General features: G+C 43.1%; 13 protein-coding genes. 5 read left to right on the top strand and 8 right to left on the bottom strand.

Going from position 1 to position 15772, the window contains the following annotated elements:
• Positions 1 to 3693: ABC transporter substrate-binding protein (locus DP116_RS18260; protein ID WP_169156524.1), on the top strand; the 3693-nt coding region annotated here is incomplete at its 5' end.
• 94 nt (positions 3694 to 3787) lie between these two features.
• Here the strand turns inward: DP116_RS18260 and DP116_RS18265 are convergent.
• The 3 genes from DP116_RS18265 to psaK (DP116_RS18275) form a co-directional block, all read right to left on the bottom strand.
• Complete coding sequence (locus tag DP116_RS18265; RefSeq protein ID WP_169156525.1) at positions 3788 to 4984, bottom strand: site-2 protease family protein; 1197 nt, start codon at positions 4982 to 4984, stop codon at positions 3788 to 3790.
• 311 nt (positions 4985 to 5295) lie between these two features.
• Positions 5296 to 5574 (bottom strand): photosystem I reaction center subunit PsaK, encoded by a 279-nt coding sequence (gene psaK / locus DP116_RS18270; protein ID WP_169156526.1) that lies wholly within the window; start codon positions 5572 to 5574, stop codon positions 5296 to 5298.
• 213 nt (positions 5575 to 5787) lie between these two features.
• Positions 5788 to 6045 carry a photosystem I reaction center subunit PsaK gene (gene psaK / locus DP116_RS18275; protein ID WP_169156527.1) on the bottom strand — a complete coding sequence of 86 codons (258 nt, stop codon included), beginning with the start codon at positions 6043 to 6045 and terminating at the stop codon, positions 5788 to 5790.
• Positions 6046 to 6225: 180 nt separating this feature from the next.
• Here psaK (DP116_RS18275) and DP116_RS18280 point away from each other — a divergent pair, with 180 nt between their 5' ends.
• Complete coding sequence (locus DP116_RS18280) at positions 6226 to 6858, top strand: phosphoribosylanthranilate isomerase (protein ID WP_169156528.1); 633 nt, start codon at positions 6226 to 6228, stop codon at positions 6856 to 6858.
• 102 nt (positions 6859 to 6960) lie between these two features.
• Here the strand turns inward: DP116_RS18280 and folE are convergent, their stop codons facing one another.
• The 4 genes from folE to DP116_RS18305 form a co-directional block, all read right to left on the bottom strand.
• On the bottom strand, positions 6961 to 7671 hold the full coding sequence (gene folE / locus DP116_RS18285; RefSeq protein WP_169156529.1) for a GTP cyclohydrolase I FolE: 711 nt from the start codon (positions 7669 to 7671) through the stop codon (positions 6961 to 6963).
• A 1127-nt stretch (positions 7672 to 8798) separates the two neighbouring features.
• The gene (locus DP116_RS18295) at positions 8799 to 9782 is read right to left on the bottom strand and encodes an acetyl-CoA carboxylase carboxyltransferase subunit alpha (RefSeq protein WP_169156537.1); all 984 of its coding nucleotides are present in this window, start codon (positions 9780 to 9782) and stop codon (positions 8799 to 8801) included.
• A gap of 397 nt (positions 9783 to 10179) precedes the next feature.
• Positions 10180 to 11205: a long-chain acyl-[acyl-carrier-protein] reductase gene (locus DP116_RS18300; RefSeq protein ID WP_169156531.1), complete on the bottom strand. Its 1026-nt coding sequence runs from the start codon at positions 11203 to 11205 to the stop codon at positions 10180 to 10182.
• 371 nt (positions 11206 to 11576) lie between these two features.
• Positions 11577 to 12272 (bottom strand): aldehyde oxygenase (deformylating), encoded by a 696-nt coding sequence (locus tag DP116_RS18305; RefSeq protein ID WP_169156532.1) that lies wholly within the window; start codon positions 12270 to 12272, stop codon positions 11577 to 11579.
• A gap of 194 nt (positions 12273 to 12466) precedes the next feature.
• On the opposite strand from DP116_RS18305, the gene DP116_RS18310 reads away from it, so the two are divergent.
• The gene (locus DP116_RS18310) at positions 12467 to 12724 is read left to right on the top strand and encodes a hypothetical protein (protein ID WP_169156533.1); all 258 of its coding nucleotides are present in this window, start codon (positions 12467 to 12469) and stop codon (positions 12722 to 12724) included.
• Positions 12725 to 12908: 184 nt separating this feature from the next.
• Here DP116_RS18310 and DP116_RS18315 read toward each other — a convergent pair whose 3' ends face one another.
• Positions 12909 to 13940, bottom strand: a complete 1032-nt coding sequence (locus tag DP116_RS18315; protein ID WP_169156534.1) for a hypothetical protein — start codon at positions 13938 to 13940, stop codon at positions 12909 to 12911.
• 136 nt (positions 13941 to 14076) lie between these two features.
• On the opposite strand from DP116_RS18315, the gene DP116_RS18320 reads away from it, so the two are divergent.
• Positions 14077 to 14736, top strand: coding sequence for a gamma-glutamylcyclotransferase (locus DP116_RS18320; protein WP_169156535.1), 660 nt, complete (start codon positions 14077 to 14079; stop codon positions 14734 to 14736).
• 238 nt (positions 14737 to 14974) lie between these two features.
• On the top strand, positions 14975 to 15772 hold a 798-nt coding region (locus DP116_RS18325; protein WP_169156536.1), incomplete at its 3' end, for a DEAD/DEAH box helicase family protein.

Raw genomic sequence — 15772 nt, forward strand, 5'->3', positions numbered from 1 at the left:
GAAGGCAGTTTTGAGAAAGGGTTTCCTGTCAGAGTTAAAATCGGGGAAGAAGGTAGACCTCATTATGACGATTTTTCTGGCAGGTTACCGCCCGCATCGGCAGTTCAGGTAAACTACGAAAATTGGCAAACAATTTATCGTAACTTACCAGCCAATTGGTTAATAATCCTTCCTGAAAGTCAAATAACAAATGTATCTACTCCAGGAGATTGCAATCAAGCAGCTCAAATTTTTATATCCAGTTTCAACGAATGGTTAAATCAACCATCAGTACGAAAATTAGAGCGACAATTTTTACGAAAAGTTGATGATTGGGAAAATGTCCGCTTTATTTTACAAACGCAAGATTCTCTGCTACAACGACTTCCTTGGCATTTATGGGATGTTTTCCAGGAGAACGATCATCAGTCAGAAATTGTAGTAAGTCCAGAGTACGAACTATTCAAAAAAAAGTTAAAAACAAGGCAGTTAAACACTCCTGTTAAAATCCTCGCTGTTCTTGGGTACGGTCAAGATATCAATATTACACAAGATTTGTCAGCCCTAGAAAAAAATTTACTAGGCGCAACAATTGAAGCGTTGAGAGAACCATCAAGCCAAGAATTGAGAAAAAAATTATGGGAACAATCTTGGGATATTTTGTTTTTTGCAGGACATAGTTGTAGCAAACAAGGTGATAGTTGGGGAGAGATTCAAATTAATGCCAGCGAGAGTTTATCGTTGGAGAATCTGCGCCATAGTCTCAGACATGCTGTCCAAAAAGGATTAAAACTAGCGATTTTTAATTCTTGCGATGGACTTGGACTAGCACGCAATTTAGCTGATGCGCGAATTCCCTACACCATTGTCATGCGCGAGCCTGTTCCCGATATAGTAGCACAACATTTTTTGGAATATTTTCTCACAGCATTTGCGGCTGGTGAATCTTTATATGCATCTGTACAACAAGCTCGCGCACGCTTGCAAGAACAATGGGAAAATCAGTATCCTTGTGCTTCGTGGCTACCTGTTATTTTTCAAAATCCAGCAGCAGCAGAACTGAAATATCCCCAACAGCATAATTGGAAAAAAATTGCTTTGCAAACAGCGATTGTTATCAGTGCAGTAGTAGGTTTTGGTGTTATTTCATGGCGTATTATTCATGAGTTTCAATCTCGCGCTCGGTTTAGTGATGGTGATAAAATATTAGTGAAAACATTCACAACTCCCTATAAACAAGAGGGTGTACAGGCATTTAGGCAGGAAAATTACAATCTAGCAATCAGTAAGTTTGAACAGTCTTTGCAGCAGTATCGTAACGATCCAGAAACGTTGATATATCTTAATAATGCCAAGATTGGTAATCAACCAGCACTGATAATTGGTGTTCCCGTACCCATTGGTACTAACCCCAATGTTGCCCAAGAAATTCTCCGAGGAGTGGCGCAAGCTCAACAAGAGATAAACAATCAAGGTGGGATTAATGGGAAGTTATTGAAAGTTGAAATTGCCAACGATGATAACAATCCTGATATTGCTGTACAGGTTGCTGATAGATTTGTGCAAAATCAAGATATCTTAGCAGTCGTTGGGCATAACAGCAGCGATGCTAGCCTTCCAGCCTCTGAGAAATATCAGGCGGGAAAATTGGTGATGATTTCACCAACGAGCAACTCAATAAGATTAACAGACCGCATAGATCATAATAATGGTAACTATATCTATAGGACAGTTATTAGCTTTACTACAATTGCAGACTCTCTCACTGAATACGCCAAAACAACTGGCAAAACCAAGATTCTTATCTGTAATGATTCCAAAGGAGCAGATCAGTCCTCGGAACAAGCTTTTGTTAGGACAATGGAAAATAAACACCTGCAACAGATTAATAACATTCAGTGTGATTTTGCCGCTAAGAATTTCCAGCCAGAAACCATTATTAAAAATGCAAAAGAAAAAGGTGTAGATGCCATACTTTTGAATCCTCAAGTAGACAGAATAGATAGAGCGATTGCACTCGCCAAAGCAAATCAAGGCAAAATTACATTATTAGGAAACCCCAGTTTACAAACCTTAGGCACTCTCGATGCTGGCAATGCCCTCAATGGTATGGTTATGGCAGTTCCCTGGCACGCCGGCGTCTCAGCCGACAAAAATTTTGTCCAAAATGCCAACAATCTTTGGCGCGAACCAGACTCAATCACTTGGCGTACAGCAACCGCCTTTGATGCTACCAAGGCAATTGCCGCAGCACTTAAACAAAAGGGTGGTACCAGAAGTGGAGTTCAACAAGTCTTATCGGGTGATTTTTCCCTACAGGGGGCTACAGGCACAATTCGATTTTTGTATTGGGGCGATCGCGCAGGCGATCGCGTTGGTAATGCTGTGTTAGTAGAAGTCAAACGCAATCCCAAAGCTTCCACTGGCTACAGCTTTGAACCAAAAGACTCTATGCAAAGCCGCATCAGTCTTGGGGACAAAATTTTAGTTCAAGATAACCCCAGTGACGAGAAACAATTGGGCGTGCAAGCTTTCGCAGCTGGAAATTATGATCAGGCTATAGCACATTTTCAAGCATCTGTGCAAAAGATGCCCAACGACCCCGAGGCGCGGATATACTTACAAAATGCTGACGCTGCTCGTAGTGGTAAAATCTTGAAAATTGCTGTGAGTGTTCCAATTGGCAGCAATCTTAATGTTGCCAAAGAAATACTTCAGGGTGTTGCTCAAGCTCAAGATGAAATCAATCAAAAAGGTGGCATTCGAGGAAATTTATTACAAGTAGAAATCGCTTCTGACGATAATAATCCCAACATTGCTGAAAAACTTGCCAATTCCTTAGTGGCAGACCAGGAAATTTTAGCAGTTATTGCTCATAATAGCTCTGAAGCTTCTGTTGCTGCTTGCCCCATTTACCAGCAGGGCAAGTTAGTAAATATTTCCCCCACTCTTTTTTCTTTCAAATTCTTAGGATGTGGCTCCTATATATTTCGTACTGCTCCTAATATTCGTTCTATTGCTGAGGCTTTATCTACCTACGCTATCAAGAATCTCAATCAAAGAAATTTAGCAATTTGCGTAGATGAAAAAGCCATAGATAATCAATCTTTTAGAGACGAATTTAGTTATGCCATCAACAAAGATGGAGGAAAGCTTATAAATATCACCTGCGATTTCTCAGCACCACATTTCAACCCAAATCAAGTCATTGTTGATGCTATTAAGAGCGGTGCAAATGGCTTAGTCTTAGCTCCTCATGTAGATAGAATTAACAAAGCATTAGATTTAGCCGCAGCCAATAAAGCAAGGCTGAAACTATTTGGCAGTCCTACCCTTTATACATCCCAAACACTACAACAAGGACGCTCAGATGTCAATGGTTTGGAGTTAGTCGTACCTTGGCATCCAGAAGCGAATTTTGAAAATAACTTTGCCAAAAATGCCCAGCAACTTTGGCGTAGTCCCGTGACTTGGCGTTCTGCCACAAGTTACGATGCAGCTGTCGCGATTATTAACGGTTTGCAGCAAAGTACAACTCGTGAAGAATTACAAAAAGTCTTGCATAATCCCAACTTTTATGCTGATGGTGCAACGGGGAAAATTAAATTTTTACAATCAGGGGATCGTAATATCAAAAATGATGTCGTCTTAGTTAAAATTAAACCAACTAGCGCATCTCCAACTGGTTATAAATTCTTTTTGAACTCTCCTTAAATCCAGCGAATGATGCAACTAGATTGTTTTTAAAAAGCATACTTGAGGTGCTTTACTTTGTTGAATGGTGCACTCCAAGTATGCTAACAACTGTTTACGATTGCAGCGATTTTGCAATCACTTCCAATTGCAAACCAGGCGGATAAGTGCCTTCCTCTTTTATCCGCTTAATTTCAGCTTCAGTGATTCGCAAACTTAACTTTTGTGCTAACTCCCGCACAATATCCCCTCGATCAATCACACCAGCGACAGCACCAGCAGGAGAAAGCACGGTGATACGGGGTAATTGTTTATTTTCCAGTTTGTTAATCACCTCTACTATGGGAGTTGATTCAGCAACAGTAGGAATTTCTGTCAGGGGATGCACTATACTTTGCACCGTCAGGGTTTCCCATTCACTTCTTTCCACAAGGCGCAAGTCGTCTATGGAAACTATCCCCCGGTAACGTCCATCAGACTCGGCAAAATAAACTTCAAAGGCGCTGATATCTAAAAGATAAGAGTCAGCAAAAGAACGCAAAGTCTGATTAGCATCGACGACTCGAAACTCACGAGTCATGGCATTGGCAGCAATTAAATTGAGCAAGGTTTCTTGTAATGTTGTTATGCGGTCATAGGTGGTGGCATTGCGGATACCAAACCAACCTAACAATGCTATCCACAAACCAGTGACGAGTTCTCCAGTAAAATAATCTACTGCTAGGCCTAGGGCGATCGCCCCATAACCCAAAATCTGCCCCGCTTTTGCTGCTAACCGTACCGCTTGAAAACGGTTCCCTGTTGCTTTCCAAAGTGCTGCTTTTAAAACTTGTCCGCCATCTAAGGGCAAACCAGGAATCAAGTTGAACAGTGCCAGAACTAAGTTGATTCTGGCTAAATCTCCAACCATAAGGCTGGCAGGACTGTTCTCGGGCAAAATATATGTTAGCAGTCTGAGGAAGAAAAACAAGACAACACTCACGAATGGTCCAGCAATTGCCACTTGAAAGGCTTTTCCTGGAGTTTTGGACTCTTCTTCGATAGAAGCAATGCCACCAAACAGAAATAGAGTAATCGAATTAACTTTTATGCCTTGCGATCGCGCAACTAAGCTGTGACCCAATTCGTGCAATAACACTGAACCAAAAAGTAGCAATGCCATCACCACTCCAGCACTCCAAGCTAGGATAGGTCCCCACGCTTGGTAAGCGACCCCAAAGTTAAGGGTTGCCAACCCTAAAATCACAAACCACAGAGGGTCTAAAAACAGTGGGATTCCGAATAAAGACCCGATTTTCCAATTTGTTTGCATTACATTTTCCTAAAACTAGATATTTGTAATCGTCCAGAAATACGTTTTATATGTTCTTTTTTACACATATATCATTTTGCCCCATTAACTTTTCCTTGCTGAAATTTGGAAAATCAGCAATGGCTGGTTATATAGACTCCAATTTCTAGAATAGACAATTCTTGCTAGCGAGCAAAACTCAAACTAGGGGCGCAGTCATTTAAGAATTAAAAACAGAAGCGGCAAGTCTTCTCTGCTTCAAAGTGTGCCTTGAAGGAGAGGAAACCTGCCGCCTCTTGTGCTTCAGATGTAGTATTTGTGTAAGATAAAATCTAGATAATGCCGAGATTGGTCAAGCCCAAAACTGCACCAACACCAACAAGGTGACCAGTACTGATCGCGGCGAGAAATGCACCAACGCTAGGATTATTAAATACTGAAGGAAAAGGTAGCGGCATTTTAGGACCAACGTGGGGGTAGCGAATCACCCGAGGAATAATCAAAAGAGCTAATATGCAGCTGGCAGTGATAATTATAAATTTGTTCAAGCTAAATTCAGCGCCAGTATTGGCAACGGTAGCTTGAACTGCTAATAACAGTGATGAAATCACGGTTCTTCCTCCTCGCATGAATAAATTCATTTATCTGTGTAGAGACGCGAGATTGGTGCGTCTCTACAGCCATGTTTATCCTCTGCTAATGAATTAGCAGAATCCTCTTTCTTAGGGAGGTATTAATCTCTCCCAAGAGTCATAACTAGATAGAGGGAGAAAGAATGTGATCGGGGATACAGAGATCTTGTCATGGAACATCTCTCTTAAAATCTAGAGACCACCGATATTTGTTAGCCCTAGCACGATGCCAACGCCAATAAGATGCCCAAAACACATAGCACCGATGAATGCTGGAAGAGTTACGGGAAGTATAGGCAGTTTGGGACCTACCTTGGGAGATTTAATAAACGATGTCAGCAAAAGAGCTACTAAACAGCTGACGCTGATGATGATTCCTACAGTAGGATTCCACTCAGGTGTTGCGGGAACAGTGGTGGCGACAGCGGCTAGTAATATAGATGAAATCAAGCTTTTTCTCCTAACTAGAAAAATCGACAACTGGTCAATAATCAGCATTTAGCCAGCTAAATGTTGATGACTGATTGTTTCAACCATAAAAATTATAGAATTATAAAGGAAAGAACTTGAAATTGTTTATACAACTTCGTTTTTCTGTAATTATTACTACTGGTATTATCAAAAAGATTTATGCGGGTAAAGATTTGCGGAATTACTCAACCACAACAGGGGAAGGCGATCGCCTCCCTTGGTGCAACAGCATTAGGATTTATTTGTGTCCCTACCTCACCGCGCTATATCAATGTAGAGCAAATTCGGGCGGTTGTGGAACAACTGCCCGAAGAAATCGACAAAATCGGAGTTTTTGCCAATGCTACCGCTTCAGAAATTACCCAGACTGTGGTTAATTCTGGTTTAACTGGCGTTCAACTGCACGGTGATGAATCCCTGGAATTTTGCCAGCAGTTGCGTCAATTGCTACCAGATGTAGAAATTATTAAAGCTTTGAGAATCCGTAGTTTTGAGGATACTGAAAAAGCAGAAACTTATACTTCAAACGCAGATACGCTGTTAGTTGATGCTTACCATCCACAGCAACTAGGTGGTACAGGTACAACTCTAGATTGGAGGATGTTTTCGCAATTCAGCCCTAGCTGTCCTTGGTTTTTAGCTGGGGGACTCACTCCAGAGAATATTATAGAAGCTTTGACTCAGATTACCCCCAGTGGCATTGACCTATCGAGTGGTGTAGAACGTGCCCCTGGAGATAAGAATTTAGACAAGGTAGCCAAGTTGTTTGAGAAGCTGCGTTCAAAGTGCTGAATGTGATTAACAGTTATCAGTTATCAGTTACCAGTTATCAGTTATCACTGTTCATTGTTCACTGTTCACTGTTCACTGTTCACTGTTCTTCGTACTCAGCACTTAAAAGAACGATGATTGGTGACGAATTAAGTTGAAGAATTCTTCACGAGTCTTATGCTCTTCTTGAAACACGCCCAGCATTGCGCTTGTCACAGTCCAGGAACCAGGTTTTTGTACACCTCGCATAACCATGCACATATGTGTAGCTTCCATCACAACAGCAACACCCTGCGGTTCTAGAATTGTCTGAACTGCTTCAGCAATTTGGCGAGTGAGTCTCTCTTGCACTTGCAAGCGTCGGGAATACATCTCGACAATGCGGGCAAGCTTGCTCAATCCCACGACTTTTTGATTAGGAATATAGGCAACATGAGCCTTGCCCATAAACGGCAACATATGGTGTTCGCACAAGCTAAAAACGTTGATGTCCCGTACTAATACCATCTCATTATGACCTTCATCAAAGATGGCTTCGTTGACGATTTCTTCTAAAGATTGGTTATAGCCACTGGTGAGAAACCTCATTGCCTCTGCTACCCGCTTGGGTGTTTTCAGCAATCCCTCGCGTTCGGGGTTTTCTCCAACACCCACTAGAAGAGTCCGCACGGCGTCCGTCATTTGCTCCATCTGCTCCTCTGTTTGCGGGTGCAAGTCAGCTTGCCGCCCATTGTGAGTGTTCCGGTCAGGTCTTGGGGTGATGGCTTCCGTCAAGTCTGGAACCAGAGGAGATTGTTGAGAGCAATTGGTACCGTTGGAACGAGCAATAGTCATGATCGAGTCTTTGTTAAGGTTTGATTAGGAGCAACGAGTCAGCAGTCATGAGTCTTGTGTTATTAGCAAAAAACCAAGGACAAAAGACAAATGACAAGTTAGAGTGTGCCAATGCCAGGCACGATAGTCAATTCATCAATAACTGCCTGTTGTGGTAGCAAAGGAACGTCAAGAATTGACTTTCAAATTGTTTAACGGTTTGATAACTATGTCACTACCCTGTTATATAAGTCTCGTAGTGTCGATAGATTAAACAAACCTAAAAATCCGATTAATTTTCTTCGACAATTGCGTGAGTTGCATTGCAAAGAAGATATCCTCCCCATCTCGTATATTCTATAGGGTTAGAAACTGTTGATGACAAAAGTTGAGTTGTATAAACTCCTAAAATCTATACAGTATCGCCGCTCGTACTGGTATAGGTAAGCCGAAATAATTTTGGCTACGAACTGCCATTTGCGCTCCTACTCCTGTTGAAATTCATATCATAATTGAATGGGATATAGAAAGCTTACGCAGTTTAACGAGTACGCGGTTTATACCTCCTACCAAGAACTACAAGTTTATATAACTTTGGTTTCTAGGATAACTGTATATTTTGCCTCAGAAATCTTGCACTACCTTGAATGAAAATTAACGAGTCATGAGTACATGGCATACAGTTTAGTGTCCATTGTCACAACATCCCTAACTCATGATTCAATAACCCTCGCTGCTTACACATTCGCTTATTTGCTGGTTCAAATAGTGCCTTGCGGACACACACCGCCTCGGAAACAGCAGCACGCTGCGCTAACACAAAGTGTGCCTGCACTGACGAAAAAATTTTGAATTGATCATGCGTGAGTTTTGAATTAAGGGAATAGGGTGCGTGCCCGTAAGCGCGGCTTATCCAGAGGACTCAGCATGCGCTCTGCGTTCAGCCGTGCCGAACGGAGACGCCGCGCGTTCGCCCTTTGGGCGTGCGCCTTGCGCATACGGCGTGAGCCATAGGGACAAGACATAGGGCTTAGCAGTTGACTCATGACTCAAAATACAAATGCCTATGGATGAAAAGATTGTTAAAAATCTTTAAGTTCCATAGGCAATTATAGCATTGCCGCTATTTTAATCAAATAGGTAGAGTTTCATGAATGGGTAACTTCAGTGAAAACACCTATTTTGCGGAATTTTTCGTAGCGCATTTCGCGTCGTTCACTAAGGGTAAAGTGGTTGAGTTCCTCCAAATTGTTCAAGAGAGCTTGCTTAAGAGTAGTTACTGCTCCCAAAGGATCAGAATGAGCACCGCCAATGGGTTCAGGTAAAATCTGGTCGATAATTCCCAAGCTTCTCAAATCTTGTGCTGTCATTTTCAACACAGCAGCTGCTTGGGGAGCCTTGCTAGCATCTTTCCACAAAATAGCAGCACAGGCTTCAGGAGTAATAACAGTGTAAACGGCGTGTTCAAACATCAGTAGGCGATCGCCAATACTAATACCCAATGCACCGCCAGAAAAGGCTTCACCAATAACAGCACAGATGATCGGCACATCCAAGGAAAACATCTCACGTAGGTTGTATGCGATCGCTTCTCCTGCACCTTGTTGTTCAGCGACGACTGTGGGTAAAGCTCCTGGCGTGTCGATAAAAGTTAAAATAGGCATGCCAAACTTGTTGGCGTGTTCCATCAAGCGCATCGCCTTACGATAGCCACCAGGGGACGCCATACCGAAGTTGCGGGCAATATTGTCTTTTGTGTCGCGCCCTTTTTGATTACCCAACATAACCACGGGTTGTCCGCCTAAACGACCGACACCACCAATTAAAGCAGGGTCGTCAGAACCACAGCGATCGCCATGTAATTCCATCCATTCATCACTGATAGCTTGAATATAATCAAGGGTACTGGGGCGGCGGGGATGACGGGCGACTTGCAGTCGTTGAGACGGCGATAGACTACTGAAAATTTCTTCACGCAGTTGCATGGCGCGTGCTTCTAGCTGACGAATTTGACCAGAAACATCGACGCCATTTTCTTCTGCAAGTTGCCGAATTTGCTCTATTCTAGTTGCCAGTTCTGCTAGTGGCTTTTCAAAATCCAACAGTAGCGGTTTACGCTCGGTAGTAGCCATTTTTTGATTGAAAAGTGAAGAGTAAAAATTGAGGTGTCGGATGTGGGCAATAGGAATTTCTATAGTCATGAGTCATATGCATAAGCAAGGGAGCAGTGGACTGGGAGAACAAGCGGGAAATTTTCTCAAAATATTGACCGGGCGATGTTTGAGATGACTGACGGCGTTGGTCATTCTTTCTGCCTTACTCCCTGCTTCCTTTCCTCCTGCCTATGCATGTGGTGAGACCAGCGCTGCACAGAGAAGTGCCTTGCGCGGGTTCCCCGCGTTGTGGCAACTTCGGAGAGGGTCTCCGTCCGTAGGCGACTGGCGTATGCGCAAGGCGCACGCCCAGAGGGCTAAAGCGCAGCGTGACCGGAGGTCATACCCGAAGGGTCACTAGTTAGTCACTCATGACTCATGACTCAACCAAAAGTGGTCTAAATCCGTGCTTTCTTGAGACCTGACCAATTTGCTCCATTTTTTCTACAGTAATCCGATTGCGCCCCCAAGAGAAGTTAGTGTATAACTTCTCAAATTCCAGTAGTATTGATTCTGCAAAACAAGCAAATAACTGGCGTGCTGGAACATCCATATTGACGATGTTCATAATTTTCCAATCAATATCCAGGGAATGTTCTACAATGCCACCATTTAAGACGTGTACACCAGGATGCTGAATTTGAGTTTCTAAGTTTTTTGGATAACCACCATCAATGAGCAAAGAAGGTTGCTTAAAAACTTTGGCGTCGATTTCCATTCCTTTGGGCATACTAGCAACCCAAACGACAATATCAGCTTGGGGAAGTGCTTCTTCTATAGGCAGGATTTTTCCACGCCCCAGTTCGTCTTGCAGCTGTTGTAGGCGTTCTTGGTTACGGGCTATCAGCAAAAGTTCCTTAACATCTGTTTTAGCATCTAACCAACGACAAACAGCGCTACCAATGTCCCCAGTTGCCCCACACACAGCAACAGTTGCTTTTGACAGTTCAATGCCTACTTGTTTTGACGCTTGTTCTACTTGTTGGCAAATGATGTATGCCGTATGAGTATTACCTGTAGTAAAGCGTTCAAACTCTAATTTAATATTGCGGATGTGTTGGAATTGCTCTAGATTAAAGTTTTCAAAAATTATCGAAGAAAATCCGCCTAAAGCTGTAATATTTATCCCGTGCTTCTGAGCATGAGCCATAGCGTTGAGGATTTTGCGTGTTGCAGCTTTGATGCGACGAGTTGCAAGCATTTCTGGCAAAAAACATGACTCTATATATTGCCCTTCAATTTTTTGCCCGGTAACACTGGTAACTGTAATGTTATCGGCAATGAAAGGCGGAGCGCTGCACCAAAAATCTAGCCCTTCATTGGCATATTCTGGGAAGCCTAATTCTTTGGCTGCCGCTTGCGCGTGTTCTAAAGTAGTGAGATGTCCGATTAGACCAAACATGAACGATTTTGTTAAGCGTGTCCTTCGTTAGAAGGGTGGAATAGGCGGGTTAACATATAATGAACCCTTCAAAATACTACACAAAAACTCACAACCAAATCAGAGTCAGCTCTGGCTTTTGAGAAACTCAAAAAAAGCAAGCTCCACTCGCGGCGCTGAAATTTAAAATTACCTAAGTTCTGATCTGAGGAAAACCCAGCTCAGAATTCTCTCAAAATTCAAAGTATGCCCTACGGGCACGCTGCGCTATCAAAGTTCAAAGTTCAAAATTATTTTTTTGAACTTTGAATAAATAATTTTAAATTCCCCCCAAGGGTAGATTCCTTATCCCCATTTCTTTCCAAAGTGGGGATTTTGAGTTTCCTATTCTTTTATGCTGCTTTGAGTCCGTAAGCTGACAGACGCATGATATCGCGGGTGGAAAAACCGATGTTACTAAGAGCTTCTCCGTATTGAATCATGAAAGCTTCTACTAAAGCGTCCTTTTCCATAGCCAAAGTGTGGGCATCGTCCTCAACAGAGTTGAGCATTTTCCAGACTATAGGAAGGTTTTGGCGATTTGCTTCTTCTAATTCCGCTTTTGATTCTTCAAAGTGTTCTTTCAACCATACTTCTCCAAAGTTGAGATGGCTATACTCATCTTTCACTACCCCTTCAGTAATTTTGCGAGCAAACTCATCGGCAACTGGGATGTAAATGTTGTATGCGGCGATCGCAAAACATTCAATAATCAAAGACTGAATCAGCAAGCAAGTAACAACCTTACCTTCAGCCGCCGCATTTTGAAAATTTTGATGCAATTGGGCAAAAAACTCCTGAGCAAATTGCATATCGGGTGTTACCTGAAGATTGCGTCCACAAGCTTCAAATCCTTTCTTGTGACGACTTTCCATCTTAGAGAGGCGAATGAGATCATCTTGATGTTCGCTCAGCAGTTCAGCGAGTTTAAGATAATTTGCGTGGGCTTCTTGTTCTCCCTCTATCACAATCGCATTGATGCGACTGTAGGCATCTTTGTATGTTTCGCTTTTGAAGTCAATTTCAGGTTGATCGACAAGCTGCTGCATGGTACACTCACTCCCGTAATGTGAATTATCTTATACAGAAATCTACTTAACCCCATGAAATGAGGGCAACGGTAACTGTGTTTTAATTTTACTTAACAAGTCTCTATGTTATAGATTAGCTTTTGCTGGGGGCATTAGTTCAAGCTAATTCACAGGAAAACCAGGAAATAAGACAGACACGGGACTAATAATGGATGATCAATCCAAAATCCGAAAAGTCAAGCGCTCTCAACGCACGATCTCCAGAAACAGACATCCGCAAGGGTAGCATAGCTGCTAAATTGAAAATTTCCTGGAGCCTAGGAATTCAACTGCTAGGTGCTGTTATAGTATTATTACCTTTAGTTGTCGAGTTGTTGACATCCTTTGTTCCTTCTGGAGCAGTTCCCTTGTGTTTTATGGGAAAATGGCTGGTCTTTAGTCCATTATCGCGATGCCTGGGAGCTAGGTGAATTTTTACTTGCTTTTACTTCATTCTACCTTGGTGCGCGATCACCCGTATATGCCCGGAGGGTAACCTTGGCGAAACCCTCCCCTCGAATTTTCGATTCGAGGCAACAAAGCTGTGCTTTGTTGGGGCATACGGCAGGCAAAGCCATCGCTATTACCGTCTTTGAAATTATGACTCCCTATTCCCTAATTAGTTTCCTGAATTTGTAAGCGGATAGTGCGTTCAGTCGCACCACTCAGTTGTAATTCCATAACTTCACCACCAAGCGGTTCTAAGCATTCAAGGAGTTCTCGCAAGCGCGGCGTACTTGCACCTGTATCCACGTACAAACGATCCGATAGATTACTAATTTTCTTCCAAGCCATGTACAATTTGGCAATCATTTGCTCTAACTGAGATGCTTGATTCACTAAGTCTGCTGCTATGCTCAGACAGCCAACTCTTTGAGCTTCTATGAGGGCTGTTTCGATGTCAACTTCTTGAGCGTTTAGCGCTTGGACTTGAGCTGCTGCTTTGAGATATTTTGCCAGATTACGAGCATCTGTGGTAACTTGCTTGATGGTATCTACATCGGGACTTTGAGCTATTTCCTTTTGAATCGCGTTTTGGTGAGACTCTGGTAATTTCTCCATCTCTTTTACTAATGGCGCGATGTAACGGGGAGGAAGAGCATTTTCTGCTGCTTTTATCTTGACTGGTTCGGGTAGCAACTCGGAAGACATGGCTGTCCATTCATCAGTGAGTTGACGCACTTCTCGCCTGGTGATGCGATCGCCTTTTTGCGCTGCTTCACCTATCATCTGTTGAACTTCTGGGGCTGCTTTAGCTGTTTCTACAAACGCCCGTTTGCTAAAGTTATTGATGGCTGATGGTTCTAATCTTCCCTCTTCTAAAAGAGTATCAGCACTGTTCGCGAGTTGAATCAGAGCATATGCTTGACTTTTGCCAATTTCTCGTTCTTTGAGCCATTTGAGAAAACCAGCACCTCGTCCCTCACCGCCTATTTTCTCTCTGTCGCGAACAGCGCGTAAAATTCGTCCTCGCCAAATGTCGGTTTGCAAATCAAAGCGATCGCACACCTGCCAAGCCACATCTAGCTGCTTTTGAAATTCCGGTTCCGGAATTTCCTCATCTTCGGGATCAGGGAGTTCAAATTCAAAATCAGCGGGCTGTTGTAGAAGTGCAGCCAACTCATCAATAGATTCGTTATATTGCACGATTTTATAGTTTATTAATTTATTACTGTACGCGCGGTTTATTATCACATATTCCGCGTAAGCTAGATTGTATGCCTGAGTTATTTGTTCCTAACGGCAGCTCATTCTGGCTTGAGTACAGCAAAGGGGCTATATCTTGTCACTAACACGAGCCGACCTCGAATCCAGCCGCTTGCAGCAAACCATCTTACAATCTGGACGTGCGGTAAATGTCCTGAGTGAAACCCAGTTGCAGGCGTCAATGCATGAAACTCTTGGGCAACAAAAACCAAATTCTGATGTTTGGTTGTTTGCCTATGGTTCTCTGGTTTGGAACCCCATCTTCAAATTTGCAGAACAGCGCATCGGCACGATTTACGGTTGGCATCGCCGCTTTTGTTTATGGGTTCCCCAGGGGCGTGGTACTCCAGATAATCCGGGGTTGGTACTCGGTTTGGATAGAGGCGGTAGTTGTCGCGGTATCGCCTACCAAATCGCTGCTAGTGATGTACACTCCGAACTACAGCTACTTTGGCGACGAGAAATGGTAGTTGGTTGTTACATTCCTCGTTGGGTGAGAGTGTTTGACGGTACGCAAAAATTGCAGGCGATTACTTTTGTCATCAATCACCAACATCGAGCCTACAGTGGTAAGATTTCCCTTGAAACTACAGTTAATAGCATTGCCACAGCTTGCGGTGAGCTTGGTTCTTGTGCTGACTACCTCATGCACACCGTCAACTCCTTGATGAGTGTTGGAATTAAAGATCAACAATTGCTTCGGCTGCGCGAGTACGTTATGGCGCGACAAGATTAGGGATGTGTTCTCAAAGTGTTGCGATTATCAAGATGCAGGCAAAGACTACGATTGTTTTGGCTTTTATTAAGATTTAGAAATTAGTTTTGACAAAATGCGTTTTTCTGGTTTCGCTAGGTTTGCACCCTTCAATTCACGATCACGAATGTTAGATGGTTCAGCGAGGTTAGCAACAACAGCTTTTAGGTTATTAATAGAGACACTTGTGATCTTTTAACAAAGTCGGGAAAAGCGAAAAATGGCTCGCACGCCCACACTAACCTTTGATCGTGGCACATTAATTTTGCATCCACCACCACGCGGTAGGGCTTGGATGGATTTTGCTACATGGGATGATAGAGTAGAAAAATTCCGCATTCCGGCTATTCAATACCGTGCTTTGGTGGAAGCAATGCAAGCGGAACAGACGAGTTTTATCGATGAAGCTAAGGCGTTTTATCCGATAGAGTTAGTTTCCAGTCTGGAAATGGAACCTTATCCCCACCAGAGTGAGGCGTTAGCTGCTTGGAAACTCGCGGGAAGACAAGGAGTCGTTGTGCTTCCTACCGCAGCAGGAAAGACGTATCTGGCGCAAATGGCGATGCAAGCGACGCCACGCACAACGCTGATTGTTGTTCCAACGCTGGATTTAATGCATCAGTGGTATGCTCATTTGAAGGCGGCGTTTCCTGATGCTGAGGTTGGGTTACTTGGCGGTGGTTCGCGAGATAGAACACCTGTACTTGTTGCGACTTATGATAGTGCGGCTATCCATGCGGAAAGTTTGGGGAATCTGTATGCTTTGTTAATTTTTGATGAATGTCATCATTTGCCAACAGATTTTAGTCGGGTGATTGCAGAATATGCGATCTCACCCTACCGTTTGGGATTATCTGCGACACCCGAACGCACTGATGGTAAACACGCTGACTTGAATTTTTTAATAGGGAGAGAAGTTTACCGTAAAAGGGCTGAGGATTTAGCAGGGAAGGCGTTAGCAGAACATGAAGTTGTGCAAATTAAGGTGAAATTATCACAAAATGAGCGGGAAAAGTAC

Source organism: Brasilonema bromeliae SPC951 (genome assembly GCF_012912135.1).
Lineage (GTDB): Bacteria > Cyanobacteriota > Cyanobacteriia > Cyanobacteriales > Nostocaceae > Brasilonema > Brasilonema bromeliae.

Coding starts and splice junctions, on each gene's coding strand:
- folE (WP_169156529.1), bottom strand. CDS start 7,671: ATGACTATTGCTCGTTCCAACGGTACCAATTGCTCTCAACAATCTCCT.
- DP116_RS18310 (WP_169156533.1), top strand. CDS start 12,467: ATGATCAATCCAAAATCCGAAAAGTCAAGCGCTCTCAACGCACGATCT.
- DP116_RS18295 (WP_169156537.1), bottom strand. CDS start 9,782: ATGGCTACTACCGAGCGTAAACCGCTACTGTTGGATTTTGAAAAGCCA.
- DP116_RS18265 (WP_169156525.1), bottom strand. CDS start 4,984: ATGCAAACAAATTGGAAAATCGGGTCTTTATTCGGAATCCCACTGTTT.
- DP116_RS18300 (WP_169156531.1), bottom strand. CDS start 11,205: ATGTTTGGTCTAATCGGACATCTCACTACTTTAGAACACGCGCAAGCG.
- DP116_RS18280 (WP_169156528.1), top strand. CDS start 6,226: ATGCGGGTAAAGATTTGCGGAATTACTCAACCACAACAGGGGAAGGCG.
- DP116_RS18305 (WP_169156532.1), bottom strand. CDS start 12,272: ATGCAGCAGCTTGTCGATCAACCTGAAATTGACTTCAAAAGCGAAACA.